Raw genomic sequence first — 25463 nt, forward strand, 5'->3', positions numbered from 1 at the left:
CGCATGTGACGACTACCGCTAAGCGCTAGGTCGTGAGAAATCCCCCGCCTGAATCAGGCGGGGGATTTCTTCGTTTCGGAGGTGCGGTTTCAGGAGTTACTGCCGCTGAGGTCCGGGATGACGATCTCCTGGACGGCCCACTTGTTGCCGTCGGGGTCGGCGAAGTAGATGAATCTGCCCCAAGCCTGGTCGTCGATCGGGCTGATGTCGATGCCGCGGCTCTTGAACTCGCGCTCAGCCTCTTCGATGTCCTTGACCACCACCTGCATGCCGACGACCGAGCCGGGCTCCGCGTCGGTGATTCCCTTGCCGATGCAGATCGAGCAGGCAGAGCCGGGTGGGGTCAACTGGACGAATCGCAGGTCTTCGCTGACCGTGTGATCGTGGTCGGCATTGAAGCCGAGGCGGACGTAGAAGTCCTTGGCGCGGTCGATGTCGGTGACGGGAATGGCGACCAGTTCGAGCTTGATGTCCATGACGTGCCCTTCATGTGATGGTGAATTCCGGCGACAGGTCCAGTGTTGCGGGTATTGCGGTCAGAAACGGTCCTCGTTCGGCGTCCGGATGAAACTTTCCGAATTGCTTGTTGCTCCGAGAGTGCTTCTCTCACTTCTCGACCGATCCCGAACCAGGAGCGGATACCCCGACTCCGCTGCTCTGACGCATTCGCTCGAACGTGCCGCGCACGCCGACGCTCTCGGCTACCACCGGTTCTGGGTCGCCGAGCATCACGCGGTGCCCGGGATCGGGAGCGGGTCGCCGGCAGTACTGCTCGCCGCGATCGGCGCGCATACGAGCGATATCAGACTCGGCAGCGGTGGGGTCATGCTGCCGAATCACCAACCACTGATCGTCGCCGAGCAGTTCCTGATGCTGGAGGCTCTCTACCCGGGGCGAATCGATCTCGGCCTCGGCCGATCGCTGGGGTTCACGGAGCCTGTTCGTCAGGCACTACGACGCAGCAAGGACGCGCCGGACACGTTTGTGTCGGACCTGGACGAGGTGAGGCGTTACCTGGACGGATCCGCCGTGGTGACGGCACGGCCGGCGTCGCAGACTGGAGTCCCGATCTTCGTGCTCGCCACGCGCACAGGCTTGAAAGTGGCAGCGCAGCTGGGGCTTCCGGTGGTCGTGGGTGGGCCGATACTCGGAATCGGCGGCACCGATCGGGTGGATCTATTGGACGAGTACCGCCGAGATTTCCGGCCCACCGACGCTCATCCCGAACCCTTTGTGATGGTTTCCCTCGAGGTGGCGGTTGCCCACACCACCGACGCGGCACGTGAGTTGCTGATCCCGGAGGCGTACGCGCTGGCCGAATCGTCTCGGACAGGGGAGTTTCCGCCGCTGGCGTCACCCGATGAGATCAGGCGCGCACCGCGCAGTGATCGAAACGCCAGGCGTATCGAGTCTTTCATGGCGTCGGCGCTGCACGGGACGCCGGTCGAGGTGAAGCAGCAGCTTCACGATCTGGCCGAGCGGACCGGTGCCGACGAATTGCTCGCGTCCACGTCGACGTACGACCGTGACGCGCTTGCACTTTCGGACCGACTGCTGCGTGAGGTGATCTAGCGGTGTGGTCGATCTAGCGGGGTACGTGAAACTCGAGCAGCGTCGCGACGGAGTCGTCGAGTTCGGTCCACGGCACCGGTACCGAGAGGACCGCGATCGCCGAAGTCGGGAACTTGTCCCGGATACGTTGGGCCGCTTCGGAGTTTTCGTTCGACGCCAGATCGAGTGCAGTCCACGGGATCCCGGGTTCGTGTCCGACGATCAGGAGTGTTTTGACGTGGTCCGACGTGGTGCGCGCAGCTGCGATCACGTCGGCGGGTGAGCCGCCGTAGATGGACTTCTCGAATCCGGCGGGCGCCTCGATACCCGTCGAGGCAAGGGTTTCGACGGTCCGCCGGGAGGTGGAGCACAGAACGGCGTCGACGGGCGGGACGTTCTCGCGGATCCATTCGCCGCCGATGCGGGCCTCGCGCAGGCCCCGTTCGGCGAGTGGACGCTGGTGATCTCGGATGCCCTCGGGGTAGCTGGACTTGCCGTGTCGCATGAGGACGAGGGTGCGGTGGTCGGCCATGCGTTCACGGTATCCGCTTTATGCCCGTCAGTCCGGTTACTCTGGATGGTCAGGACCTTGAAGGAGGTTTTCGATGGCCGGTAAGAAGCTTGATCGAACTAATGCCCGAACCGCACTCGAGGTGGTACGCGAAAGCCCCACCATCGCGTTCATCACCGTTGCCCCGGCAGTGGTGGTCTTCGGTGTGGTGTGGTGGCTCTTCGGTTTTTGGGCCGCGATTCTTCTCGCGTTGGTTTTCGGTGTCGCGGCAGTCGCGACCCAGAAACTGCGTTAGAGGGCGCTCACCTGCGCAACTGCGCGGAGCGCTTCGCCCACCAGGAACCAGACCGTGACGGTCTTGTCGTCGACGCGACTGCGCAGGACGACGTCGTCGCTGGAGACGATGGGGGAGAGGTACTCGATCAGCGCTCGATGCGGAACGGTACGCAGTTCTGTGCGAGCGCTGAGGACCTCTTCGACCGCTTGCCAGTAGACGGCGTTGTTGACGTGGTCGAACGGGTCGATGTCGGTGGCGCGCAGAGCGAACGGCGTGTCGAGAACACCGGCGTCGTCCACCTCCGGTGCGTTCTCGGCGAGGACACGCTTCCACTTCAGGCGATGCTCGTCGGTGGATTCTTCCAACGGCCGCATGAAGTCGTCACTCATCCGGGTGGGCATGCCCGACTCGGCGCTGATGTTGATCCAGAAGCCTTCGGTTTCCATCAGCGCGCCGTTGCTGCCGTCGAAGCGCACGCGCATGTTCGCCCATCTCGTGGAGAAGCCGGAGCACCAGCGAGTCATGGTCAACTCTTCCGGCCAGATTGCCGGCCGGACGACGTCGACGACGGTGCGACGCACTATCCAGAGCGGGTGTGTGTCGATGGCCCCGGCGGCCTCGATGTTGTCGTTGCCGATGTCTTGCAGGTAGCGGGCGACGGCGTCGAGCCTGACCTGTTTGGCGACGTCGATGTCGCCGGTGCGTACCGGGCGGGACTTGACGAAGATCGGTCCTCTGTCTGGCTGCTGCGCGAGCGTGAGATCTGGGTTCACGTGAGATTCCTGTTCGCTGGAGTGAGCCGATTCTGTCAGGCTTTTCAGCGAGTGGCGATTATCTGCTTTCCGCAGCCGGAGCCGTCGACCATCCGTGCCACAGCGACGGCGGTGTCGGTGAGGGTATGAACCGAGTCGATCACCGGGGTGATGACACCTGTGTCGATCATTGCCGTCAGCACCTCCAGATCCTCGGTGTTCTCCGAAGCCATCAAAGACCCGAGCTTCTGAGATACGAACGGAGACAAGCACAGTGCGCGGATTTGACGATCGATTCCGCCGAGCCACCGTCCACCGTTCTCGCCGCCGACGATGACGAGAGTTCCGGTGCGTGTGAGTGCTCGTCGTAGGTCTCGCAGTCGGCGGTTGCCGCCGGTGTCGATGATGACGTCGTACCGATGTGATCCGTCGGTGGCGTCGTCGATGCGGTAGTCGAGAACCTCGTCGGCTCCGAGAGCGCGGACGGTATCGATTTTCGATGCGCTGCATACGCCGGTGACGTGCGCCCCGAGGGCTTTGGCGACTTGGACCGCATAGATTCCTACGCCACCGGATGCACCGAGGACGAGGACAGATTGCTCCGCCTCCACGTGACCGTGATCGCGCACCGCTTGCAGTGCCGTCAGGGCGGAGACCGGTACTGCTGCCGCTTGCGCGAACGACAACCGGGCAGGTTTTGCGGCAATCTTCGATTCGAGCGCGCACGCATATTCCGCGAAAGCACCGACCGCGATCCCGTACACCTCCTGGCCGACTGCCACGCGGGTAACCGAACTGCCGATGGCTTCGACGCGACCGCAGACGTCCAGTCCGCGAACCCGGTTCTTGGGTGCGCGCAGTCCAAATCCCGCGAGGCGCAACGGATATGGCAACCCGGCCATGAGGTGCCAGGCCCCTCTGTCGACAGACGCAGCCTCGACGCGTATCAGCACTTCGTTGTCGGCGACGGTGGGGCGCGGAATGCGATCGAGGTAGAGGACATCGGCTTCGCCGTAGCGATCCTGCACGACGGCGGTCATCAGTTCCTGTGCCATGCGAGTCTCCGTTCGTCGAGTACTTACACCGTAAGTATTACACTTACGGTGTAAGTTCTGTCAATGTGGAGAAGCGTGCGAGATTGACCCGGGACGACGTCGTAGGCGGTGCCGTCGCACTGGCCGATTCCGTGGGGATCGACTCGATGACGATGCGCAAACTGGGGACGCAACTGGGCGTCGAGGCGATGTCTCTGTACAACCACGTGTCGGACAAGGGTGACCTGCTCGACGGAATGGTCGACGCGGTTTTTGCGGAGATCGACCTGCCGACGCCAGGACGCCCATGGCGAACGGAACTTCACGCGCGAGCGGTTTCCACTCGTGCAGTATTGGGGAGGCACCCTTGGGCAACTCCGTTGATGGAGTCTCGAACGACGCCTGGTCCCGCGACGTTGCGTCACCACGACGCAGTGATCGGGACGCTACGCGCCGCCGAATTTCCGGTCGCCCTTGCTGCGCATGCCTTTTCGATCATGGATGCGTACATCTACGGCTTCGTGCTGCAAGAGGTGAGCTTGCCGTTCGAAACTGCGCAGGAGACGACGGAACTGGCGAACGCGATCATGGGATCGTTCGAGAGCGGTCAGTATCCGCACCTGGCCGAGTTGACCACCGAGCACGTGCTGGCGCCGGGATACAGCTACGCTGCCGAATTCGCTTTCGGTCTGGATCTGATTCTCGACGGACTCGAACGACTGCACATCGGGAGCGAACGATGATCTGACGTGAGTACCGGGTTAAGGTCGAGAAAAACCGGGTTACCGGTCCAGATTTCAGATGTCCCGAATTTCAGATGTCCCGAAGAGGAGCTTTCTGTGCGCGCAATGGTGGTTACGGAACTGACCGGTCCCGAAGGAATTGTCGCGCAGGAGGTTCCCGAGCCCGCAGCTGAAGGTCTGGTCCTCATCGACGTGAAGGCCAGTGGCGTCTGCTTTCCGGACCTACTGATCACCTACGGCAAGTATCAGATCCGGCCGGAACCGCCGTTCATTCCCGGAGCGGAGATATCGGGCGTCGTGGTCTCTGCGCCCGAGGGTTCGGGTTTCGCTCCGGGTGATCGTGTTCTGGCAGCCGCATATCTGGGCGGCTATGCGGAGCGGATTGCCGTGAACCCAGCGCAGGTACTTCGAATTCCGGACGGACTCGCATTCGACGAGGCGGCTTCGCTGATCATCAACTATCAGACGATGGAGTTCGCGCTCGCTCGTCGCGCAAAGATCGTCGAGGGGGAGACGGTGGTTGTGCTCGGCGCAGCGGGTGGCGTCGGAACGGCAAGCATTCAATTGGCAAAGGCGCACGGCGCCCGGGTGATCGCGGTAGTACGACGCGAGGGTGTAGAGGACTTTCTTCGTGAGCTCGGTGCCGACGAGGTTGTCGCGCTTGCCCCGGGATGGGGAGAGCGGATTCGGGAACTGACCGACGGTGTCGGTGCTCAGATCGTGGTGGATCCGGTGGGCGGCGACGCGTTCGACGACGCGGTTCGTGTTCTGGCACCCGAAGGACGGCTTGTGGTGATCGGATTCGCCGGCGGCGGTATTCCCGAGGTGAAGGTGAACCGGGTGCTGTTCCGGAACATCAGCATTGTCGGGGCGGCGTGGGGCGAATTCACACGCACCAATCCCGAAGCGGTAGCCGAGGTGCACGCATCGTTGGTCGACCACGTCCGAAACGGCCTGCGACCCCTGGTCAAGGCACGGTATCCGCTCGCGGACGCTGCGGTTGCCCTCGCTGATCTCGAAAGCGGCAAAGTTCTCGGAAAGGCCATTTTGCTGCAGGAATGATGTCGGCAACGTGATGGCGCTCACCAAATAATAAGTTGCAACATGTTTTCATTTGGGCAATAGTTGCAACCGCACTACCATTTGCCAGGTGATCGCTTCCGATTCTGATGACCTGTTTGGAGCACTCGACGAGTTGTTCACTCGCCTGATGAGCGCCGGTGATTCGGAGTCGATCGATGCGTTGATCGAGCTGGATCTCTCGTTCTCTCAGGTGCGTGTGCTGTTCGTACTTGCACAACGTGATGCGGCGATCCCGATCAACGAGGTTGCCGAGGAGCTTCGGCTCTCGGTGGCAGCTACGGGACGAAACATCGACCAGCTCGTGAACATGGGCCTGGTCGATCGCCGTGAAGACGAGCGGGACCGGCGCGTCAAGCGGGTTTCCTTGTCGGAGGCCGGTCGTAAGGTGACGACCAACCACATCGAGTGCAAGCGCGGCCAGCTTCGTGATTTCGCGTCGCGTGTTCCTGAGCCAGAGCGAATTCGTTTGTTCGAGGCTCTCAAGCCCATTCTCGCGGGTGACTATCTGCGAGCACTTACCCAGGAGACTTCGCGATGACATCGCCGAACGCGCCGGCAACGGCGCCTGACAAACTCGACGGGGCGGTCCTCAAGATTGCGTCCGTGGTGGTGCTCGGCGCCATCATGTCGATTCTCGACGTAACCGTGGTGAGCGTCGCGCTCACCACCTTTGCCGAGGACTTCCAGACCTCGTACGCCACCGTCGCATGGACGATGACGGCGTACACCCTTGCCTTGGCGACGGTCATCCCGGTCACGGGTTGGGCAGCAGATCGATTCGGTACCAAGCGCCTGTACATGACGGCCCTGGTGCTGTTCGTGCTCGGTTCGGTCGCCTGTGCGATGGCGTGGGACATCACCTCGCTCATCGGCTTCCGTGTGCTCCAGGGCCTCGGCGGCGGCATGTTGATGCCGCTCGGTATGACCATCATGACCCGGGCTGCCGGTCCGGACCGCGTCGGTCGCGTCATGGCAGTTCTCGGTATCCCGATGCTGCTCGGCCCCATCGGTGGTCCGATCCTCGGTGGTTGGCTGATCGAGGCCGCGAGTTGGCACTGGATCTTCCTCATCAACCTGCCGATCGGCATCATCGCGTTGGCAGCAGCATTCATCATTCTGCCGTCCGACAAGGCGAAGCCTTCGGAGTCCTTCGACTTCCTCGGCATGATTCTGCTGTCACCCGGCCTCGCGCTGTTCCTGTTCGGTGTGTCGTCCATCCCCGAGGTGGGGACCGTTGCCTCGGCCAGGGTTCTGGTGTCGGCCGGTATCGGTCTGGCGCTGATCATCGCCTTCGTGTTCCATGCGCTCAACAAGGATCACCCGCTGATCGACTTGCACCTGTTCAAGAACCGCCAGTTGACCACCGCCGTCATCACGACATCGTTGTTCATTGTCGCCTTCATGGGAGCCGGTCTGCTCTTCCCGAGTTACTTCATTCAGGTCGGCGGTCACACCACGCTCGCTGCCGGATTGTTGATGGCTCCGCAGGGCCTCGGTGCCATGGTCACGATGCCGATTGCCGGCCGGCTGGTCGACAAGATCGGCCCGGGCAAGATCGTCCTGACCGGTTTGCCGTTGATTCTGATCGGTCTGGGTGTCTTCACACAGGTCGCCTCGGATTCGCCGACGTGGTTGCTGATGGGCGCGCTGTTCGTCATGGGCCTCGGCATGGGTTGCACCATGATGCCGCTGATGACCGCAGCCATCGTGACGCTTTCCAACGAGCAGATCGCTCGCGGTTCCACCCTGATGAACATCGTTCAGCAGACCGCAGGTTCGATCGGTACCGCTGTGATGTCGGTGGTTCTCACCAACCAGCTCCTCGATCGTGGCCTCGATACGACGATGGTCGGAGCGGCGTCGCACATTCCGACCGAGCCGGGTAGCCCGCAAGAGTCTGCGGCCGATTCGATTCTCAGCGCAGCGTCGGACGCATTCGGCAACACCTTCCTCGTTGCCACCGTGTTGATCGTCCTGACCCTCATCCCGGCGTTCTTCCTGCCGCGGAGCAAGACCACCAGGCCGGTGGCCGAGGGCGAGACGGCAGCGCCGATCGTTATGCACTGACCGGTTTCCGGTACAAAGTTTGACCAGGTGAGGGCGGCACACATCATGTGTGCCGCCCTCACCTTTTGCCGTGGAATACAGCGGGATGGTTGAATGTTTGATCAGTTACATGCAAACGCATGGATCTAGTTCGCGGAGGAGCAACCATGCAGTTCGGAATCTTCACGGTCGGCGACGTCACCACCGATCCCACGACCGGGGTCACGCCCACCGAGCACGATCGCATCAAGGCCATGACGACCATCGCCAAGCACGCAGAGGAAGTCGGTCTCGACGTCTTCGCGACCGGCGAGCATCACAACAAGCCGTTCGTTCCGTCGTCTCCGACGACGATGCTCGGATACATCGCTGCTCAGACCGAGAAGATCACGTTGTCCACGTCCACGACGCTGATCACCACCAACGACCCGGTGAAGATCGCCGAGGACTACGCGATGCTCCAGCACCTCGCCGAGGGGCGCGTCGACCTGATGATGGGACGCGGAAACACCGCGCCGGTGTACCCGTGGTTCGGCAAGGACATTCGCGCCGGAATCCCGTTGGCGCTCGAGAACTATCAACTTCTTCGCAGGCTGTGGGACGAGGAGGTCGTGAACTGGCAAGGGGAGTACCGCACACCGCTGCAGGGATTCACGTCCACTCCGCGCCCGCTGGACGGCATCGCTCCGTTCGTGTGGCACGGGTCGATCCGCAGCCCCGAGATCGCGGAGATCGCGGCGTATCACGGCGACGGATTCTTCGCGAACAACATCTTCTGGCCGAAAGAGCACTACATCGAGCTGATCAATCTCTATCGCCAGCGTTACGAGCACTACGGCCACGGGTCCGCGGATCAGGCGATCGTCGGCCTCGGCGGTCAGGTCTTCATGCGCAAGAACAGTCAGGACGCGGTCAAGGAGTTCCGTCCGTATTTCGACAATGCCCCGGTGTACGGCCATGGACCTTCCCTCGAGGAGTTCACCGAGCAGACCCCGCTGACGGTCGGTTCCCCCGAACAGGTCATCGAGAAGACCTTGGCTTTTGCCGATTTCTTCGGTGACTATCAGCGCCAGCTGTTCTTGATGGATCACGCCGGACTGCCGCTCAAGACAGTGCTCGAGCAGCTCGATCTGCTCGGTGAGGAAGTTGTTCCGGTTCTGCGCCGTGAGTTCGCGGCCAGACGCCCCGCCCATGTGCCGGACAACCCGCCTACTCACGCGTCGATGAAGGCGGCTCGTGAGGCAAGCAGTGTCACTGCCTGACGCACAACAGCCAGAGGCTCCGGTCAGCACCACCGAGCTCGCCACCGACGCCTGGGAAGCCTTGTTTCGCGCCCAGGTGTCGGTGATGCGGCGGCTCTCTGCCGACGACGTCTGGGATCAGGTGTCAATGCGCGAGTACGACGTGCTGTTCACGCTCAGTCTCGCGCCGCGGAACTGTCTGCGCCTGCATGACCTGAATCGGGAGATTCTGTTGAGTCAACCGTCGCTCAGTCGCCTGGTGGAGCGGCTGGAGGGCGAAGGCTTGGTGTCCCGAAGCGTGGATCCACTCGACCGCCGCGGCACGATCGTGCAACTCACCGAAGCGGGTGCAGCGCTGCAGAAATCAGTGGGTCGCCGTCATGCGGCAAGTATTCGCCGCCACGTCGGACCGGCGTTGGACGCGGACGAACTTCGACTGTTGGCCGAACTGTGCACGCGTCTGCGTCTCGCGCAGGCATGACTAGAGGCAGGATGGACGATATGAGCAATCTCGAAGCGCAACCCGTCGAGCAGGAATGCGAAGGCCATCCGGTCGAGAGCGAGATTCAGATTCTCACCCCGCGCGACGTGCCGCTCGGCGGCCCGCGGGCAATGCGAGTACGACGCACCCTCCCACAACGCGAGCGTTCGTTGATCGGAGCGTGGTGTTTTGCCGATCACTACGGTCCGGATGACGTCGGCTCTGGTCCGGGCATGCATGTGCCGCCGCATCCGCACACTGGATTGCAAACGGTCAGTTGGCTGTTCACCGGAGAGATCGAGCACCGTGACAGCATCGGTTCCCATGCGATGGTGCGACCGGGTGAACTGAATTTGATGACGGCCGGGAGTGGGATCGCGCACTCCGAGGTGTCGACGCCGAACACCAAGGTTCTGCACGGGATGCAGTTGTGGGTGGCGCTTCCGGATGCGGCACGCGATACCGCACCCGCATTTGTTCACTACCGGCCCGAGCCGGTGACCACCGGCGGCGCCACGCTCAGTGTGTTCCTCGGTTCGCTCGCCGGTGACACATCTCCGGTGTCGACGTTCACCGAATTGTTGGGCGCCGAGGTGATTTTGGACCCTGGCGCCGAGATCGCCCTCGACGTCGATCGTTCACATGAGCACGGCGTAATCGTCGATCAAGGATCGGTAGTGCTACGCGGAACCACCGTCGGCTGGGCCGAGTTGGGTTATCAAGCACCGGGTTTCGGCAAACTGACATTGCGTAATCCGGGATCCGAACCGGCTCGACTGCTACTTCTCGGCGGTAAACCGTTGGGAGAGCAGGTCATCATGTGGTGGAACTTCATGGGCCGCACCCACGAAGAGATCGTCGAGTATCGACGCAAGTGGCAGGCCGAGCTTGGCTCCGGATTCGACGGCAGCGTCCCGGACCAGCGTTTCGGCGTCGTGCCGGGATACGACGGTCCGGCGCTCCCGGCACCCGAGTTGCCGAACAGTACGTTGCGGCCCCGAGGCTAGTCGTTGCTCTTGCTGCTACCGGCCGCGAGCGTCGTCTCGATCAGGCCTGCTCGATGTCCTGGTGGGCCTTCGCGAGCATCAGGTAGCCGGCGCCGTTCGCGATGATACCGGCCTTTTCGCCTTCGGAGAGTTCACGTTTGACCTTGGCGGGCACACCGGCGACCAGCGATCCGGGCGGGATCTGCATTCCCTGAGACACGACGGCACCGGCCGCGATCAGCGATCCCGAACCGATGTGCGCGCCGTTGAGCACCACGGCGCCCATGCCGACGAGCACGTCGTCTTCGACGGTGCACCCGTGCAGCACCGCGTTGTGGCCGACCGAGATTCGTTCGCCCAGTACCGCGGGGAACGTCGGGTCGGCGTGAACCGTGCAGTTGTCCTGAATGTTGGTGTCAGCGCCGATGGAGATCGATTCGGCGTCGCCGCGCAGGACTGCGCCGTACCAGATGCTGGCGCCCGCAGCGATGGTCACCGCGCCGACAACGGTGGCGTTGGGTGCGATGAACGCGCTTTCGTCGATTTTCGGGGTGCGTCCGAGAACGGTGGCGATGATCGGGTTGGTCATGGTTCTCCTGTGCGTTGGAATGACGTGCTCTGACGGTACCTGGACTATTTCGGCGTGGACTTTCGATTCATGACAACAGTCCCGACACCCGCGGTCACCACCAGTCCGATGGCGACGAGTGTGAAGGCGTCGAGCGATTGCCCGATCACGAGAACTCCGGCCAGTGCAGCCGCAGCGGGTTCGAGGGCGATGAGGACGGCAAAGACCTTCTTGGCCAGCGAGCGTAGGGCCCACATCTCCAGGCTGTAGGGGATGACGGACGAGAGGATCGCGACGGCCGCGCCGGCGGCGAGCATCTTCGGATCCAGCAGTTCGCTTCCGCCGGAGACGAGGCCGAACGGCAGGGTCAATACTGCCGCGACGATGCTTGCGCCGGCCAAACCGTCGGCGCTCGGGAGGGTCGCGGCGAGATGGGAACCGGCCACGATGTAGCCGGCCCACGCAGCAGCGGCGATCAACGCGAACATCACCCCGACCGGGTCCAATCCGGATTCGCCGTGATCTCCCAACCCGAGCAGCAGCACTCCGCCGAAGGCGAGCAGCACCCACGCTCCGTCGGCCCATCGACGAGACAGCACTGCGGCCAGCGTCAACGGTCCGAGGAACTCGATGGTGACAGCGGTGCCGATGGGCACCGTGTCGAGGGCGAGGTAAAAGGCACCGTTCATGACGGCCAGCGCGATACCCAACGCGAAGATGCCTTTGCGCTGCCGGTTCGACCACCTGCTCCATCTAGGGCGGACGATGACGCCGAGGATGATCGCGGCGATAGTCAGTCGCAGCGTCGTCGCTCCGGCCGGCCCGATCTGTGAGAACAGCGTCGTCGCGAATGCCGCTCCGAATTGGAGCGAAAGTATCGAGGTGAGGACTGCACCGACCGGCAGTAGCTGACTGCCGGTCTTCATTCTCCGGTGAACTCAGGACTACGACGTTCGAGCATCGCGGCGACGGCTTCGTGGTGATCGCGAGTGTGATGCGCGATCGACTGCATGGCGGCGGAGAGTTCGAGCAGGCTCTCGAGGCTTTGGTGCTGGCCTTCACGGAGCAGTTTCTTGGTCATGCGGAGTACCTGCGGGGAATTGGCTGCTACTCGCGCTGCCAAGGCGTGCGCGGCGGAGAGCAATTCTTCGGGATCGGTGACCTGCGAGATCAGCCCCCAGTCGAGTGCCTTGGTCGCGTCGATCGGTTCGCCGGTGAACGCCATCTCGGCGGCGCGGGCGTTGCCGATCGCGCGGGGGAGCAGCCAGGCTCCGCCGTCGCCGGGGATGAGTCCCACCTTGACGAAGCTCTCGGCGAAGACCGCCGCTGTCGACGCGATGCGGAGGTCGCACATGAGTGAGAGGTCGCAGCCCGCTCCGATGGCGGGGCCGTTGACGGCTGCGATGGTCGGGACCTCACACGTGTACAGAGCGAGGGGAATGCGCTGGATCCCGTGCCGGTAGCCCTGGCGGATCTCGCCGGGAGCGCCACCGAACATGCCTTCCTTGTCTCGCATGTGTTTGACGTTGCCGCCGGAGGAGAAGGCCGACCCGGCTCCGGTGAGGATCACCGCGCGCACACTCTGATCTCGGTTTACTGCGGTGACCGCGTCTTCGAGGGCCTCGATCATGTCGATCTCGGAGATCGCGTTGCGGGTGTCCGGGCGATTGAGGGTCCAGGTGACCACGTCGCCGGTTCGTGAGATGAGTACGGCGTCGCTCATGGGTGCTCCTGTTTGATCGATGGTGCAGGGTCGGTGATCGGTTCCGCTCAGTCTCTCACCACAGGATTTCGCAATAACAATCATTCGTGCTTGATTTTTATAACCTTGAGTGTGATGCTGGTCGCATGGCCGAACTTCAGACGTTCATCGATGACTTGCGGGCCGAAGGCGAGAGCCTCGACGCCCTGGTTGCAGATCTGCCCGAGGAGAAGTGGGCGACATTGACGCCCGCGGAAGGGTGGACCATCGCCCATCAGATCGGGCACCTGCACTGGACGGACAGTGCAGCAATCCTGGCGATCACCGACCCGGACGGGTTCGCGGAGCAGTTGAAGGCGGCGTTCGTGAATCCGGCGGGGTTCGTCGACGACGGCGCTGCCGAGCAGGCCGCCCGGCCGCCCGCAGAGTTGCTCGCCGATTGGCGGGCGGGGCGCACTGCTCTCGTCGAGGCGCTCACCGCTGCCCCGGCCGGCACCAAGTTCCCCTGGTACGGCCCGCCCATGGGCGGTGTCTCCATGGCAACTGCGCGGTTGATGGAGACGTGGGCACACGGACAGGACGTCGCCGACGCTCTTGGCGCCGAACGAGTTCCGACGTCGCGCATCAAGAACATCGCTCACCTGGGTGTCCGCACGCGGAACTTCGCGTACTCGGTCAACGAGAAGACGCCACCCGCCGAGGATTTCCGGGTTGAGTTGACGGCGCCCGACGGCTCGATCTGGACCTGGGGGCCGGAAGATGCGACGCAGAAGGTGACGGGGCCGGCGTTGGATTTCTGCTTGCTGGTCACTCAGCGCGCCAACCGCGCCGATCTCGATCTGGTCGCCGACGGCGGCGACGCGGACGAGTGGCTCGGGTTCGCGCAGGCATTTGCGGGGCCCAGCGGTGAGGGACGAGCTGCCGTCGGATCCAGCGGTGAGGGACGAGAATCGAAGGTGGACAAATGAGTTCGGTGCGGATCGGCAACTGTTCCGGTTTCTACGGCGACCGCGTCTCGGCGATGCGCGAGATGCTCGAGGGCGGCGAACTCGACTACCTGACCGGCGACTACCTTGCCGAACTGACGATGTTGATCCTCGGCCGCGACCGGATGAAGGACCCGTCGCTCGGCTATGCGAAGACGTTCCTGCGGCAGGTGGAGGACACCCTCGGCCTCGCGCTCGACAAGGGCGTGAAGATCGTCGCGAACGCCGGCGGCCTCAACCCAGCCGGACTGGCCGACGCGCTGCGCGAGGTCAACGCCAAGCTGGGTTTGAACGCGAAGATCGCTCACGTCGAGGGTGACGATCTGGTCTCCCGCGCCGACGAACTCGGACTCGGCTCCCCGCTGACGGCCAACGCGTACCTCGGCGCCTGGGGCATCGTCGAAGCATTGTCGGCCGACGCCGATGTCGTGGTCACCGGACGTGTCACCGACGCTTCGGTGATCGTCGGTCCGGCCGCCCACCATTTCGGTTGGAAGCGAGATGATTTCGATCAGCTGGCTGGTGCTGTCGCGGCGGGCCACGTCATCGAGTGCGGCACCCAGGCCACCGGCGGCAACTACGCGTTCTTCACCGAGATTCCCAATCTGGGCCGCCCTGGCTTCCCGATCGCCGAGATCAACGCGGACGGCTCGTCCGTCATCACCAAGCATGCCGGAACGGATGGCGAGGTGAGCGTCGGCACCGTTACGGCGCAGCTGTTGTACGAGATCACGGGCGGACGCTACGCGGGCCCGGACGTGACCACTCGCATCGACAACGCGGTGCTCACCCAGGAAAGCCCGGATCGGGTGCTGATCAGCGGTGTCACAGGCGAGGCTCCGCCGCCGCAGTACAAGGTCTCGCTGAACACACTGGCCGGGTTCCGCAACGAGGCTACGTTCATCCTCACCGGTCTCGACATCGAGGCCAAAGCGGATCTGGCAAAGGGGCAACTCGAATCCTGGCTGACGAAGAAGCCGGCCGAACTGGTCTGGACCCTCGCTCGCACGGATCATCCGGATTCCGATACCGAAGAAACTGCGAGTGCGTTGCTGCGCTGCGTGGTTCGCGATTCCGATCCCAAGGTTATCGGTCGCCCTTTCTCCGCGGTTGCGGTGGAAATGGCACTTGCCAGCTACCCCGGCTTCTCGCTGACGGCACCGCCGAGCAACGGCCAACCGTACGGGGTGTTCACCCCCGGCTACGTCGACGCGGGATCGGTGCCTCACGTCGCCGTGCTTCCCGACGGCACTCGTGTGGACATCGCTCCGTCCACGCTGACGCAGGACCTCGAACCTGTCGACGAACCCGAGCGTCCGGAGCCCTTGCCGCCTCAGTCTTCGCTCTCGGTGCCGCTCGGCACGATCGCCGGCGCTCGAAGCGGCGACAAGGGTGGAAACGCCAACGTAGGCGTCTGGGTTCGCACGGACGATCAGTGGAAGTGGTTGGCGCACACACTCACCGTCGAAAAGCTCAAGGAACTACTGCCCGAAGCGGCAGAGTTGACCGTCACTCGTTACCAGCTTCCGCACCTTCGTGCCGTCAACTTCGTGATCGAGGGAATCCTCGGTCAGGGTGTGGCCTCGCAGGCGCGGTTCGATCCGCAAGCCAAGGGAATTGGCGAATGGTTGCGCTCGCGCCACATCGACATCCCGATTTCGCTACTCCCCGCAACTGACGAGAAAGAGGATTCACGGTGACCGTGTGGACCACACCGGAAAGGCTTGCGCTTCGCGAGACCGTACGCGGATTCGTGAACCAGGAGATTTTGCCGCACCTGACGCAGTGGGAGCGTGACGGTGAGATTCCGCGCGAATTGCACCGCAAGGCAGGTGCTCTGGGTCTGCTCGGGGCCAGTGCTCCCGAATCTGCAGGCGGTGAAGGCGGTGACGCCGTCGACTCCATCGTGATCTGTGAGGAGATGCATCAGGCCGGTGCGTCGGGCGGGCTGTTCGCATCGCTGTTCACCTGCGGCATCGCGGTGCCGCACCTCATTGCGGCCGGCGACGAGGCGCAGATCGAGAAGTGGGTCAAGCCGACGCTGCGCGGGGAGAAGATCGGCTCGCTCGCCATCACCGAACCGGGCGGTGGCAGCGACGTCGGACACCTGACAACCACAGCCAAGCGCGACGGCGACCATTACGTCGTCAACGGCGCAAAGACGTTCATCACCTCCGGGGTTCGCGCCGACTTCGTCGTCACCGCGGTGCGCACCGGCGGCTCCGGAGCCGGTGGCGTCTCGCTGCTCGTGATCGAGAAGGGCACACCGGGATTCACGGTGTCGCGCAAGCTCGAGAAGATGGGGTGGCGCGCGTCCGATACCGCGGAACTGTCGTTTGTCGACGCAAGGGTTCCGGTGGAGAATCTGGTCGGGGCCGAGAACAGCGGCTTCGCGCAGATCGCGCAGGCATTCGTCTCCGAGCGTGTCGCCCTCGCCGCGCAGGCGTATGCCAGCGCGGAGCGATGCCTGGAATTGACCCTCGAATGGTGCCGTGCCCGTGAGACGTTCGGCCGCCCCCTGATCAGCCGCCAGGCAGTGCAGAACACCGTGACCGAGATGGCCCGCAAGATCGATGTGGCCAAGGTGTACACGCACTCGGTGATCGAGCGTTACATGGCCGGTGACGGAGATCTGATCGCCGAGGTGTGCTTCGCCAAGAACACGGCCGTCGAAACCGGTGAATGGGTTGCCAACCAAGCGGTTCAGCTGTTCGGTGGCCTCGGCTACATGCAGGAAAGTGAAGTGGAGAGGCAGTACCGGGACATGCGAATTCTGGGAATCGGTGGCGGTACCACCGAAATCCTCACCGGCCTCGCAGCCAAGCGATTGGGGTATCAGTCATGAGTGTCATCCGGTCCACACTGGACACCAATTCCGAGGTCTACAAGACCGCAACCTCGACCATGAACACCAAGCTCGCCGAGATCGAGGTCGAGCACGCCAAGGCGCTGGCCGGTGGTGGCGAGAAGTACACCGAGCGGCACCACAAGCGGGGAAAGCTCTTGGCGCGTGAACGGATCGAACTTCTCCTCGATCAGGATTCACCGTTCCTCGAGGTGTGCCCCCTCGCCGCCTGGGGAAGCGATTTCCCGGTCGGCGCCAGCACCGTGGTCGGTATCGGCGTCGTCGAAGGCGTCGAATGCCTGATCGTCGCCAACGATCCCACCGTGCGCGGCGGCACCAGCAACCCGTGGACGCTTCGTAAGGGTTTCCGCGCCAACGACATCGCCATGCAGAACCGCCTGCCGGTGATCTCCCTGGTCGAGTCCGGCGGCGCAGATTTGCCGACGCAGAAGGAGGTGTTCATCCCGGGTGGGCGTATGTTCCGTGACCTCACGCAGCTCTCCGCCGCCGGAATCCCCACCATCGCACTGGTCTTCGGCAACTCGACGGCCGGCGGTGCGTACATCCCCGGCATGTCCGACCACGTCGTGATGATCAAGGAACGCTCCAAGGTGTTTCTCGCGGGCCCGCCGCTGGTCAAGATGGCCACCGGTGAGGAATCCGACGACGAGGCACTCGGCGGCGCCGAAATGCACGCGCGCAAGTCCGGACTGGCCGACTACTTCGCCGCTGACGAGCAGGACGCGATCCGCATCGGGCGCTCGATCGTCAAGCGACTCAACTGGACCAAGAAGGGGCCGGCGCCTCGCGCCGAGATCATCGAACCGCTCGAGGATCCGGAAGAGTTGCTCGGCATCGTTCCCGCCGACCTGAAGATTCCTTTCGATCCGCGTGAGGTCATCGCTCGCATCGTCGACGGTTCCGACTTCGACGAGTTCAAACCGCTCTACGGGTCGTCTCTCGTGACCGGCTGGGCGGAGCTGAACGGCTACCCGATCGGCATCCTGGCGAACGCCCGTGGAGTTCTCTTCAGTGAGGAATCCCAGAAGGCCACACAGTTCATCCAGCTGGCCAACCGCTCCAACACGCCGTTGCTGTTCCTGCACAACACCACCGGCTACATGGTGGGCAAGGAATACGAGGAGGGCGGCATGATCAAGCACGGATCGATGATGATCAATGCGGTTGCCAACTCCAAGGTTCCGCACATCTCCATCCTGCTCGGAGCGTCGTACGGCGCTGGTCACTACGGCATGTGCGGGCGCGCGTTCGATCCGCGATTCCTCTTCGCCTGGCCCAGTTCCAAGTCCGCGGTCATGGGCGGTGCGCAACTCGCCGGAGTCATCTCCATCGTGGGACGCGCTGCCGCCGAGGCGCGTGGCCAGGTCTTCGACGAGCAGGCCGATGCCGGCATGCGCGCGATGATCGAGAACCAGATCGAGGCCGAGTCACTTCCGATGTTCTTGTCCGGGCGTCTTTACGACGACGGCGTCATCGACCCCCGAGACACCCGCACCGTGGTGGGAATGTGCCTGTCGGCCATTGCCACCGCCCCGATCGAAGGCACCGAGAACTTCGGCGTCTTCCGTATGTGAGGCACGCCGTGACAATCACTTCAGTACTGGTCGCCAATCGTGGCGAAATCGCCCGCCGTGTCTTTGCGACCTGCCGCAAGAACGGAATCGGCACGGTCGCGGTGTTTTCCGACGCAGATGCCGACAGCCCCCACGTCGCCGAAGCCGACGCCTCGGTTCGGCTGCCGGGTAACACACCTGCCGAGACGTACCTGCGGGGTGAGCTCATCATCGCCGCCGCCAAGGCTTCGGGCGCTGACGCGATTCATCCCGGCTACGGATTCCTCTCCGAGAACGCGGAGTTCGCGCGCAGCGTCATCGACGCGGGACTGACGTGGATCGGCCCGCCCGTCGAATCCATCGAGCTCATGGGTTCGAAGGTCGAGTCCAAGAAGATCATGGACGCCGCCGGAGTTCCGGTACTTTCCGAACTCGATCCCGCCGCGGTGACCGAAGCTCATCTGCCGGTGCTGATCAAGGCATCGGCCGGTGGCGGTGGACGCGGAATGCGTGTCGTTCGTGAATTATCTTCGCTGGATGGCGAACTGGAAGCGGCTCGGCGGGAGGCGCAGTCCGCATTCGGCGACCCGACGGTCTTCTGCGAGCGCTACCTCGAGACCGGTCGGCACATCGAGGTTCAGGTCATGGCCGACCGACACGGCGGCGTGTGGGCGGTGGGGGAGCGCGAGTGCTCGATCCAGCGTCGGCACCAGAAGGTCGTCGAAGAAGCACCGTCGCCGCTCGTGCAACGCATCCCCGCCATGCGCGACAAGCTCTTCGACGCCTCGCGGCTTGCCGCCAATGCCATCGGCTACGAAGGCGCAGGAACCGTCGAGTTCCTTGCCGACGAAAAGGGCGACTTCTTCTTCCTCGAGATGAATACCCGTTTGCAGGTGGAGCACCCGGTCACCGAATGCACCACCGGACTCGATCTGGTGGAGCTGCAATTGCAGGTGGCTTCGGGTGACGCGCTCCCAGACGAGCAGCCGCAGATCCGCGGGCATTCGATCGAGGTGCGTCTGTACGCCGAAGATCCCGCGAAGAACTGGCAGCCGCAGAGCGGTACCGTTCACCACATCGAGTTGCCCGGTGGCGTGGCAGAATTCAGTGTTCTGCGTGAGCAGGGCGTTCGCCTCGATTCGGGTGTCATCGACGGCAGTGTCGTCGGCGTCCATTACGACCCGATGCTGGCCAAGGTCATCTCCTACGCGCCGACGCGAACGGCAGCTGCGCGGCTGCTCGCATCGACGCTGGCGCGCACCAGGATTCACGGCTTGCGTACCAACCGCGACCTGCTCGTCAACGTCTTGGCCCATCCGGCCTTCATTGCCGGAGATACCGACACTGCCTTCTTCGAGACTCACGACCTCGAGAAGCTGTCAACACCTCTGGCCGACACCGGCGCCGTAAGACTCTCGGCGCTGGCGGCGGCACTTGCCGATGCCGCGCACAACCGGGCGTCGGCCCGCGTCATCGGCCGCTTGCCCAGTGGGTGGCGCAACCTGCCGTCGCAGCCGCAGAGCAAGAGCTATTCCACTGCGTCGGGCGACTACGACGTCCGCTACTCCCTGAGTCGAAGCGGCGTACTGAGTGCAGAGGGCTTCGACGACGTGAGCCTGGTATCGGCAACTGCGACCCGGGTCGTGCTCGAGCAGAGCGGAGTTCGGCGTTCGTTCGACGTGGCTGCCTACGCGAGTGAGATTTTTGTCGACTCCTCGCTCGGACCCGTCGCCTTGACGGCAGCACCGCGCTTCGTGGATCCGTCGGCGGAAGTCGCTGCCGGTTCGTTGCTCGCTCCGATGCCGGGATCGGTCATCCGCCTCGGCGCCGCACTCGGTGACACCGTCACTGCCGGCCAGCCGATTCTGTGGCTCGAGGCCATGAAGATGGAGCACACTGTCACCGCGCCGACTGCCGGTGTCCTGGTAGAACTTCCGGTCGCAGTCGGCCAGCAGGTCGAGGTCGGATCGGTACTCGCACGTGTGGAAGAACCCGCTACAGAAGAGGAAGCATGATGAGTTTCATCGAAACCGAAGAGCAGAAGGAACTGCGGGCATCCGTTTCCAAACTGGGTGAGCGCTTCAACTACGTCGACTACGTGCTGCCCAAGGCGCGCAAGGGTGAGCCGCTCACCGAATTGTGGAACGAGGCGGGCAAACTCGGATTCCTGGGCGTCAACCTGCCGGAGGAATACGGCGGCGGCGGTGCCGGCATTTACGAACTCGCGCTGGTGCAGGAGGAATTGGCAGCGCAGGGTGCCGGTCTGCTCCTGGTTGTCGTCTCGCCGGCCATCTGCGGCACCATCATTGGCAAGTACGGCACTGCGGAGCAGAAGCAGCAGTGGCTACCCAGCCTCGCCGACGGCTCCAAGATCATGGCGTTCGGAATCACCGAGGCCGACGCAGGTTCCAACTCTCACCAGATCACGACGACTGCTCGTCGCGACGGCGAAGACTGGATCCTGAGCGGTAACAAGATCTACATCTCGGGCGTCGATCAAGCTGATGCGGTCCTCATCGTTGCGCGCACCGAGGACTCCAAGACCGGCAAGCTCAAGCCCGCTCTGTTCATCGTCCCCACGGATTCTCCCGGATTCGTGAAGACGCAGATGGAGATGGACATCATCGAACCGGACCACCAGTTCATCTTGTTCCTCGACGACGTGCGCCTGCCGGCCGACGCTCTGGTCGGCGAAGCTGATGCAGCTTTGATGCAGTTGTTCGCCGGCCTCAATCCGGAGCGCATTCTGGGTGCGTCGATGGCGATCGGTATGGGCCGTTACGCCCTCAACGCTGCGGTGAAGTTCGCCAACGAGCGAACGGTGTGGAAGACGCCGATCGGTGCGCACCAGGGTATTTCGCATCCTCTCGCGCAGGTGAAGATCGAACTCGAACTCGCCAAGCTGATGATGCAGAAGGCCGCGGTGCTCTACGACAGCGGTGACGATTTCGGTGCTGCCGAAGCCGCGAACATGGCGAAGTACGCGGCCGCCGAGGCCAGCATCAAGGCACTCGATCAAGCGATTCAGACGCACGGCGGCGCCGGTCTGACGAAGGAATACGGACTGGCTGCCATGCTCGGCGCGGCACGTATCGCCCGCGTTGCTCCGGTCAGTCGCGAGATGATCCTCAACTTCGTCTCGCAGCATTCCCTCGGTCTGCCGCGGTCTTACTAGACGGTCCTACTGAAGAGGAGACTCATGACGGATCAGGACAAGCCATACGTACGGTACGAAGTATCAGGCGGTGCTGCCACGATCACTCTCGACTCACCCCACAACCGCAACGCGATTTCGACGCGGTTGGTTACGGAGTTGCAGGCGGGGTTGACGTCGGCTGCGGCCGATCCAGCGGTTCGGGCGGTAGTGCTCACCCACACCGGTGGAACATTCTGTGCGGGAGCCGATCTCAGTGAGGCTTCGGGGTCGTCCGCGTCACCGGAGGAAGCCGTCAAGGAGCGCGGCCGGGGGATGCTGACGCTCTTGCGCAGCATTCTCGAGCTTCCCAAGCCGGTGATCGGGCGCATCGACGGTCACGTCCGGGCCGGAGGCATGGGTCTTGTCGGGGCGTGCGACATCGTCGTCGCCGGACCGGCGAGCACCTTCGCGGTGACGGAATCACGATTGGGTTTGGCAGCATCCATCATTTCGCTCACGGTCCTGCCGAGGCTCGACCAGCGATCCTCGAGCCGCTACCTGCTCACCGGAGAGAAGTTCGGCCAGCACGAGGCCGAATCCATCGGACTCGTCACCTCCGCGTCGCAGGACACGGAGGAGTCGATCACCGAACTGCTCGGCACCTTGCGCCAATGTTCACCGCAGGGGCTGGCCGAATCGAAGTGGATCACGACGCGTTCGGTCCTGGCCGGATTCGACCGGGACGGCGAGGAGATGATCGCGCAGTCGGCTCGGCTGTTTTCCTCTGACGAGGCTCGTGAGGGCATGATGTCTTTCTTGCAGAAGCGTCCAGCAGTCTGGGCGCAGTAGAACTGCGCACTGGAACACAGCGGTAGAAAGGATGGCGGCGCGATGACTCGAGAGCCCAAGCAGGACCGAAGTCGAGTCACGCGCTCCCACCTGCTCGAAGTGACGGTGGAGTGTCTCGCCGAACTCGGATGGAGCGCAACGACGATGAGCGTCGTCGCGCAGCGTGCCGGGGTGTCCAGAGGTGCGATGCAGCACCACTTCCCGACTCGTGAGGACCTCATCACCGCGGCGCTCGAGGTGATGTTCGACGCCCGGATGGATCAGGCGCGAAAGGAATCGACCGACCTTCCGGTGGGTGCCGGACGAACCGAAGCAATCATTTCGCGGCTGGTCGAGTACTACACCGGGACCCTCTTCAAGGCAGCACTGCAGGTGTGGACGGCCGCCGCCTCCGACCCCGACCTGCGTGCCCGCGTCCTGCCTCTCGAGGAACGGTTCGGGCGCATCGCGCACCGCATGGCCGTTGAGAGTCTGGGTGTCGACGACTCCGATCCGGTGACGCATCGCCTGGTACAGGCGACACTGGACCTCGCCCGAGGGCTAGGGTTGGCAGACGTACTCACCGACGACTCGCGCCGGCGCACCGAGGTGGTCAAACAGTGGGCGGCGCAATTGGATTCCACGCTGGTTCGAGTACCGGTCACGACCCCCTGAATCGGTAGCGGGGCGTGTGTCGGGGGCCACCGAGAAGTACAGTCGGCTCCATGGCCGCGCGCACTCTCACTTCGATCGGGACTTCGGTATTGGTCTCGGCTGCCGTGCTCTCGGCGGTGGTCGGCTGCAGCTCCGACGACGGGTCCGCCGACCGGCCGGGCGACGGCGCCAGTTCGCCGGCCCTCGCACCCACCGATCCCGGTCCGATGTTCGCCGAATGCGGCTCGGTGACCGACGAAGAAGTTGTCAACGCCTTCAATCTCGGCACTTTTGCGACGACGACGCGCAACGGCGTCGGTTGCCAGTGGGAGGTCGCCGGTTCGAATGGCCCGAGCGTAAGTTTCTCCTGGTACCGCGGAAGCCCGATAGGCCGCGAAAGGGCAGGGTCCGACCTTCTCGGACGTCCCGCCGACGACATCACGATCGGTGGTCACCAGGGCTTCATCGCGTCCACGGCGGGTTCGTTGTGCGAGTTGGGTATCGCGTTCGGCGGAGACTTCGTGCACTGGTCGATCACCTACGGCTTGCTGCCTCCGACCGCTGATCCGTGCACGGTTGCACGGGATCTGATGGAAAAAACAGTTTCGAGGGCACAGTGAGGTTCGAAGGCACACTGAAGAGCGCAAGGATCGGACTCGCCCTGGCGGGGTCGATTGTTCTACTCACGGGCTGCGGCTCGGTGGTCACCGGGACTCCCCGCGCGGAGGGCAGCTACCGCGGTAGTGACAGCCAGGAATTCGCGAACGTCCTCCAAGAATGCGAAGCGGTCACCGACGAGCAGATCGCCGGCGCCGTGGGTGCCGACGCCGTCGGGCGTGGGTTCTTCGGCGCTATCTGCCGCTGGGACGGCATCGGGGCCGCGGGTCCGATCAAGATCACCTTCAACTGGTTCGAGTCGGGCACTCTCGATCACGAGCGCGCTGCTTTCGAACACCTGGGATACGTGGTGGCGAAGATCGACATCAACGGCAGTAGCGGGTTCCAGGTTCGCCAGCCGGTCGATCCGCAGAGTTGCGGGGTGAGCGCGAGCGCACCGGCCGGGGGAGTGTTCGGGTGGTGGGTCACCGAGCCGCAAGGCGGAGCGGATCCGTGCGAGGCGGCGGCGAAGCTCGGCGGGTTGACGTTGAACCGCAGCATCTGATCGCGACCGGTCCGGCTACGTGGTTCGAGTATGCGACCAGAGTGTCTGGTCAGAGCATGAGGTCACTATCACCGTGGCCTCGCTTTGACCTTGTGGCGCGCCGACAGGTATCGTTATGGGTCGTGTCCGGCATGCCCGGGCCGATCTGTGTGCCTAGCTAGGTATTGCCGTGCGCGCGTTCGAGCAGATTTTGCTGATGAACGAGCATCCGGCTGCCTGTGTGGGGGTATGCGACACGCCCGACCTCGGGGGTGGTGCAAGGCGCGAAAGTGCTGAGTACAGACTCTGAGGTGGGTGAGGAGCAGCAGCTCTCTTGCTCCAACTGCTAGATCCCTAATTTCAGAACAGCCACGTTTTCGAACGGCCCGAGTTCGCTCGAGCAGTCTGTTCGTCACAAGAAAGCCGGTAAATGCCAACCATCAACCAGCTGGTCCGCAAGGGTCGCCGCGACAAGACCGCCAAGGTCAAGACGGCAGCTCTCAAGGGCAGCCCGCAGCGTCGTGGCGTGTGCACTCGCGTGTACACCACCACCCCCAAGAAGCCGAACTCAGCGCTCCGTAAGGTCGCACGTGTTCGCCTCACGACTTCGGTCGAGGTCACCGCGTACATCCCCGGCGAAGGTCACAACCTTCAGGAGCACTCCATGGTGCTCGTCCGTGGCGGTCGTGTGAAGGACCTCCCGGGTGTCCGTTACAAGATCATCCGCGGCTCCCTCGACACCCAGGGTGTCAAGGGTCGCAAGCAGGCACGCAGCCGCTACGGCGCCAAGAAGGAGAAGAGCTAATGCCACGTAAGGGCCCCGCTCCGAAGCGCCCGCTCATCAACGACCCGGTTTACGGTTCCCCGTTGGTGACGCAGCTCGTCAACAAGATCCTGCTGGACGGCAAGAAGTCCACCGCAGAGCGAATCGTGTACCAGGCTCTCGAGCAGGCACGCGAGAAGACCGGCACCGATCCGGTCGTCACCCTCAAGCGCGCCCTGGACAACGTCAAGCCTGCACTCGAGGTTCGTAGCCGCCGCGTCGGTGGCGCTACCTACCAGGTGCCGGTCGAGGTTCGTCCCGGTCGTTCCACCACGCTGGCACTGCGCTGGCTGGTCACCTTCTCGCGTGCACGTCGTGAGAAGACCATGGTCGAGCGTCTCGCCAACGAGCTCCTCGATGCCAGCAATGGCCTCGGTGCAGCTGTGAAGCGTCGCGAAGACACTCACAAGATGGCCGAAGCCAACAAGGCATTCGCCCACTACCGCTGGTGATGTAAAGCGTCGGAGCAACTGCCATCGGGTGGGGCTCCGACGCTTGTCG

General features: G+C 63.5%; 28 protein-coding genes. 21 read left to right on the top strand and 7 right to left on the bottom strand.

What is annotated here, in order from left to right:
- Positions 1–89 precede the first annotated feature (89 nt).
- On the bottom strand, positions 90–476 hold the full coding sequence (locus ACFWEM_RS23990) for a glyoxalase superfamily protein (protein ID WP_003942070.1): 387 nt from the start codon (positions 474–476) through the stop codon (positions 90–92).
- 88 nt (positions 477–564) lie between these two features.
- Here ACFWEM_RS23990 and ACFWEM_RS23995 point away from each other — a divergent pair, with 88 nt between their 5' ends.
- Positions 565–1572, top strand: a complete 1008-nt coding sequence (locus ACFWEM_RS23995; RefSeq protein WP_378537649.1) for an MsnO8 family LLM class oxidoreductase — start codon at positions 565–567, stop codon at positions 1570–1572.
- A 13-nt stretch (positions 1573–1585) separates the two neighbouring features.
- Here ACFWEM_RS23995 and ACFWEM_RS24000 read toward each other — a convergent pair whose 3' ends face one another.
- A complete protein-coding gene (locus ACFWEM_RS24000) occupies positions 1586–2083 on the bottom strand; it encodes a SixA phosphatase family protein (protein ID WP_378537651.1) in 498 nt (165 codons plus the stop codon).
- A gap of 73 nt (positions 2084–2156) precedes the next feature.
- On the opposite strand from ACFWEM_RS24000, the gene ACFWEM_RS24005 reads away from it, so the two are divergent.
- Positions 2157–2357 (top strand): hypothetical protein, encoded by a 201-nt coding sequence (locus tag ACFWEM_RS24005; protein ID WP_003941897.1) that lies wholly within the window; start codon positions 2157–2159, stop codon positions 2355–2357.
- Here the strand turns inward: ACFWEM_RS24005 and ACFWEM_RS24010 are convergent.
- Both ACFWEM_RS24010 and ACFWEM_RS24015 read right to left on the bottom strand, forming a co-directional pair.
- Positions 2354–3112 carry an acyl-[acyl-carrier-protein] thioesterase gene (locus ACFWEM_RS24010; protein ID WP_378537653.1) on the bottom strand — a complete coding sequence of 253 codons (759 nt, stop codon included), beginning with the start codon at positions 3110–3112 and terminating at the stop codon, positions 2354–2356. The genes ACFWEM_RS24005 and ACFWEM_RS24010 overlap by 4 nt on opposite strands.
- A 44-nt stretch (positions 3113–3156) precedes the next feature.
- Positions 3157–4146 carry an NAD(P)-dependent alcohol dehydrogenase gene (locus ACFWEM_RS24015; protein WP_378537655.1) on the bottom strand — a complete coding sequence of 330 codons (990 nt, stop codon included), beginning with the start codon at positions 4144–4146 and terminating at the stop codon, positions 3157–3159.
- A gap of 65 nt (positions 4147–4211) precedes the next feature.
- Here ACFWEM_RS24015 and ACFWEM_RS24020 point away from each other — a divergent pair, with 65 nt between their 5' ends.
- The 7 genes from ACFWEM_RS24020 to ACFWEM_RS24050 all read left to right on the top strand — a co-directional run bounded on the left by ACFWEM_RS24020 (position 4212) and on the right by ACFWEM_RS24050 (position 10726).
- Entirely contained in the window at positions 4212–4868 is a 657-nt protein-coding gene (locus ACFWEM_RS24020; protein WP_378537657.1) for a TetR/AcrR family transcriptional regulator C-terminal domain-containing protein, read from the top strand.
- Between the two features lie 96 nt (positions 4869–4964).
- Entirely contained in the window at positions 4965–5930 is a 966-nt protein-coding gene (locus ACFWEM_RS24025) for an NADPH:quinone oxidoreductase family protein (RefSeq protein ID WP_378537659.1), read from the top strand.
- Between the two features lie 88 nt (positions 5931–6018).
- A complete protein-coding gene (locus tag ACFWEM_RS24030; RefSeq protein ID WP_378537661.1) occupies positions 6019–6489 on the top strand; it encodes a MarR family winged helix-turn-helix transcriptional regulator in 471 nt (156 codons plus the stop codon).
- Positions 6486–8018, top strand: a complete 1533-nt coding sequence (locus tag ACFWEM_RS24035) for a DHA2 family efflux MFS transporter permease subunit (protein WP_378537663.1) — start codon at positions 6486–6488, stop codon at positions 8016–8018. Before ACFWEM_RS24030 ends, ACFWEM_RS24035 begins: the two co-directional genes overlap by 4 nt.
- A 146-nt stretch (positions 8019–8164) precedes the next feature.
- Positions 8165–9259 carry an LLM class flavin-dependent oxidoreductase gene (locus ACFWEM_RS24040; RefSeq protein WP_378447196.1) on the top strand — a complete coding sequence of 365 codons (1095 nt, stop codon included), beginning with the start codon at positions 8165–8167 and terminating at the stop codon, positions 9257–9259.
- Positions 9246–9719, top strand: a complete 474-nt coding sequence (locus ACFWEM_RS24045) for a MarR family winged helix-turn-helix transcriptional regulator (RefSeq protein WP_378537665.1) — start codon at positions 9246–9248, stop codon at positions 9717–9719. Before ACFWEM_RS24040 ends, ACFWEM_RS24045 begins: the two co-directional genes overlap by 14 nt.
- Positions 9720–9739: 20 nt before the next feature.
- Positions 9740–10726, top strand: a complete 987-nt coding sequence (locus tag ACFWEM_RS24050; protein ID WP_378537667.1) for a pirin family protein — start codon at positions 9740–9742, stop codon at positions 10724–10726.
- Positions 10727–10766: 40 nt separating this feature from the next.
- On the opposite strand, the gene ACFWEM_RS24055 is transcribed toward ACFWEM_RS24050, so the two are convergent.
- From ACFWEM_RS24055 to ACFWEM_RS24065, 3 genes are read right to left on the bottom strand one after another with little or no spacing between them, the layout of a single operon-like run.
- Complete coding sequence (locus ACFWEM_RS24055; protein WP_378537669.1) at positions 10767–11294, bottom strand: gamma carbonic anhydrase family protein; 528 nt, start codon at positions 11292–11294, stop codon at positions 10767–10769.
- Positions 11295–11338: 44 nt separating this feature from the next.
- Entirely contained in the window at positions 11339–12199 is an 861-nt protein-coding gene (locus ACFWEM_RS24060; protein WP_378537671.1) for a DMT family transporter, read from the bottom strand.
- Positions 12196–12996 (bottom strand): crotonase/enoyl-CoA hydratase family protein, encoded by an 801-nt coding sequence (locus ACFWEM_RS24065; RefSeq protein WP_378537673.1) that lies wholly within the window; start codon positions 12994–12996, stop codon positions 12196–12198. Before ACFWEM_RS24065 ends, ACFWEM_RS24060 begins: the two co-directional genes overlap by 4 nt.
- A gap of 125 nt (positions 12997–13121) precedes the next feature.
- Between ACFWEM_RS24065 and ACFWEM_RS24070 the strand changes: the two genes are divergently transcribed.
- The 12 genes from ACFWEM_RS24070 (at position 13122) to rpsG (ending at position 25414) form a co-directional block, all read left to right on the top strand.
- Positions 13122–13943 carry a TIGR03084 family metal-binding protein gene (locus ACFWEM_RS24070; RefSeq protein ID WP_378537675.1) on the top strand — a complete coding sequence of 274 codons (822 nt, stop codon included), beginning with the start codon at positions 13122–13124 and terminating at the stop codon, positions 13941–13943.
- Complete coding sequence (locus ACFWEM_RS24075; protein ID WP_378537678.1) at positions 13940–15661, top strand: acyclic terpene utilization AtuA family protein; 1722 nt, start codon at positions 13940–13942, stop codon at positions 15659–15661. The genes ACFWEM_RS24070 and ACFWEM_RS24075 overlap by 4 nt, the downstream gene beginning before the upstream one ends.
- Positions 15658–16806, top strand: a complete 1149-nt coding sequence (locus tag ACFWEM_RS24080; RefSeq protein WP_378447204.1) for an acyl-CoA dehydrogenase family protein — start codon at positions 15658–15660, stop codon at positions 16804–16806. Before ACFWEM_RS24075 ends, ACFWEM_RS24080 begins: the two co-directional genes overlap by 4 nt.
- Positions 16803–18401, top strand: coding sequence for an acyl-CoA carboxylase subunit beta (locus ACFWEM_RS24085; protein ID WP_378447205.1), 1599 nt, complete (start codon positions 16803–16805; stop codon positions 18399–18401). Before ACFWEM_RS24080 ends, ACFWEM_RS24085 begins: the two co-directional genes overlap by 4 nt.
- An 8-nt stretch (positions 18402–18409) precedes the next feature.
- Positions 18410–20395 (top strand): acetyl/propionyl/methylcrotonyl-CoA carboxylase subunit alpha, encoded by a 1986-nt coding sequence (locus tag ACFWEM_RS24090; RefSeq protein ID WP_378537681.1) that lies wholly within the window; start codon positions 18410–18412, stop codon positions 20393–20395.
- Positions 20395–21555 (top strand): acyl-CoA dehydrogenase family protein, encoded by a 1161-nt coding sequence (locus ACFWEM_RS24095; RefSeq protein ID WP_033236424.1) that lies wholly within the window; start codon positions 20395–20397, stop codon positions 21553–21555. The genes ACFWEM_RS24090 and ACFWEM_RS24095 overlap by 1 nt, the downstream gene beginning before the upstream one ends.
- A gap of 24 nt (positions 21556–21579) precedes the next feature.
- Entirely contained in the window at positions 21580–22365 is a 786-nt protein-coding gene (locus ACFWEM_RS24100) for an enoyl-CoA hydratase family protein (protein ID WP_378537683.1), read from the top strand.
- Positions 22366–22407: 42 nt separating this feature from the next.
- The gene (locus tag ACFWEM_RS24105) at positions 22408–23019 is read left to right on the top strand and encodes a TetR/AcrR family transcriptional regulator (protein ID WP_378447208.1); all 612 of its coding nucleotides are present in this window, start codon (positions 22408–22410) and stop codon (positions 23017–23019) included.
- Between the two features lie 50 nt (positions 23020–23069).
- Positions 23070–23618: a DUF3558 domain-containing protein gene (locus ACFWEM_RS24110; RefSeq protein ID WP_378537685.1), complete on the top strand. Its 549-nt coding sequence runs from the start codon at positions 23070–23072 to the stop codon at positions 23616–23618.
- Positions 23615–24160 (top strand): DUF3558 domain-containing protein, encoded by a 546-nt coding sequence (locus ACFWEM_RS24115; RefSeq protein ID WP_378537687.1) that lies wholly within the window; start codon positions 23615–23617, stop codon positions 24158–24160. Before ACFWEM_RS24110 ends, ACFWEM_RS24115 begins: the two co-directional genes overlap by 4 nt.
- A 409-nt stretch (positions 24161–24569) precedes the next feature.
- Positions 24570–24944, top strand: a complete 375-nt coding sequence (gene rpsL, locus ACFWEM_RS24120) for a 30S ribosomal protein S12 (RefSeq protein WP_003941908.1) — start codon at positions 24570–24572, stop codon at positions 24942–24944.
- Positions 24944–25414: a 30S ribosomal protein S7 gene (gene rpsG / locus ACFWEM_RS24125; RefSeq protein WP_003941856.1), complete on the top strand. Its 471-nt coding sequence runs from the start codon at positions 24944–24946 to the stop codon at positions 25412–25414. Before rpsL ends, rpsG begins: the two co-directional genes overlap by 1 nt.
- Positions 25415–25463 lie beyond the last annotated feature (49 nt).

Origin of the sequence: Rhodococcus sp. NPDC060176 (assembly GCF_042728675.1) — a bacterium.
Lineage (GTDB): Bacteria > Actinomycetota > Actinomycetes > Mycobacteriales > Mycobacteriaceae > Rhodococcus_F.

Bases quoted from the DNA above. Each gene is read 5' to 3' on its own strand.
- ACFWEM_RS24065 (WP_378537673.1), bottom strand. From the start codon at position 12,996: ATGAGCGACGCCGTACTCATCTCACGAACCGGCGACGTGGTCACCTGG.
- ACFWEM_RS24040 (WP_378447196.1), top strand. From the start codon at position 8,165: ATGCAGTTCGGAATCTTCACGGTCGGCGACGTCACCACCGATCCCACG.
- ACFWEM_RS24075 (WP_378537678.1), top strand. From the start codon at position 13,940: ATGAGTTCGGTGCGGATCGGCAACTGTTCCGGTTTCTACGGCGACCGC.
- ACFWEM_RS24015 (WP_378537655.1), bottom strand. From the start codon at position 4,146: ATGGCACAGGAACTGATGACCGCCGTCGTGCAGGATCGCTACGGCGAA.
- rpsG (WP_003941856.1), top strand. From the start codon at position 24,944: ATGCCACGTAAGGGCCCCGCTCCGAAGCGCCCGCTCATCAACGACCCG.
- ACFWEM_RS24085 (WP_378447205.1), top strand. From the start codon at position 16,803: ATGAGTGTCATCCGGTCCACACTGGACACCAATTCCGAGGTCTACAAG.
- ACFWEM_RS24070 (WP_378537675.1), top strand. From the start codon at position 13,122: ATGGCCGAACTTCAGACGTTCATCGATGACTTGCGGGCCGAAGGCGAG.
- ACFWEM_RS24060 (WP_378537671.1), bottom strand. From the start codon at position 12,199: ATGAAGACCGGCAGTCAGCTACTGCCGGTCGGTGCAGTCCTCACCTCG.
- ACFWEM_RS24055 (WP_378537669.1), bottom strand. From the start codon at position 11,294: ATGACCAACCCGATCATCGCCACCGTTCTCGGACGCACCCCGAAAATC.
- ACFWEM_RS24000 (WP_378537651.1), bottom strand. From the start codon at position 2,083: ATGGCCGACCACCGCACCCTCGTCCTCATGCGACACGGCAAGTCCAGC.
- ACFWEM_RS24110 (WP_378537685.1), top strand. From the start codon at position 23,070: ATGGCCGCGCGCACTCTCACTTCGATCGGGACTTCGGTATTGGTCTCG.
- rpsL (WP_003941908.1), top strand. From the start codon at position 24,570: ATGCCAACCATCAACCAGCTGGTCCGCAAGGGTCGCCGCGACAAGACC.
- ACFWEM_RS24105 (WP_378447208.1), top strand. From the start codon at position 22,408: ATGACTCGAGAGCCCAAGCAGGACCGAAGTCGAGTCACGCGCTCCCAC.
- ACFWEM_RS23995 (WP_378537649.1), top strand. From the start codon at position 565: ATGAAACTTTCCGAATTGCTTGTTGCTCCGAGAGTGCTTCTCTCACTT.
- ACFWEM_RS24005 (WP_003941897.1), top strand. From the start codon at position 2,157: ATGGCCGGTAAGAAGCTTGATCGAACTAATGCCCGAACCGCACTCGAG.
- ACFWEM_RS24050 (WP_378537667.1), top strand. From the start codon at position 9,740: ATGAGCAATCTCGAAGCGCAACCCGTCGAGCAGGAATGCGAAGGCCAT.
- ACFWEM_RS24095 (WP_033236424.1), top strand. From the start codon at position 20,395: ATGAGTTTCATCGAAACCGAAGAGCAGAAGGAACTGCGGGCATCCGTT.
- ACFWEM_RS23990 (WP_003942070.1), bottom strand. From the start codon at position 476: ATGGACATCAAGCTCGAACTGGTCGCCATTCCCGTCACCGACATCGAC.
- ACFWEM_RS24100 (WP_378537683.1), top strand. From the start codon at position 21,580: ATGACGGATCAGGACAAGCCATACGTACGGTACGAAGTATCAGGCGGT.
- ACFWEM_RS24035 (WP_378537663.1), top strand. From the start codon at position 6,486: ATGACATCGCCGAACGCGCCGGCAACGGCGCCTGACAAACTCGACGGG.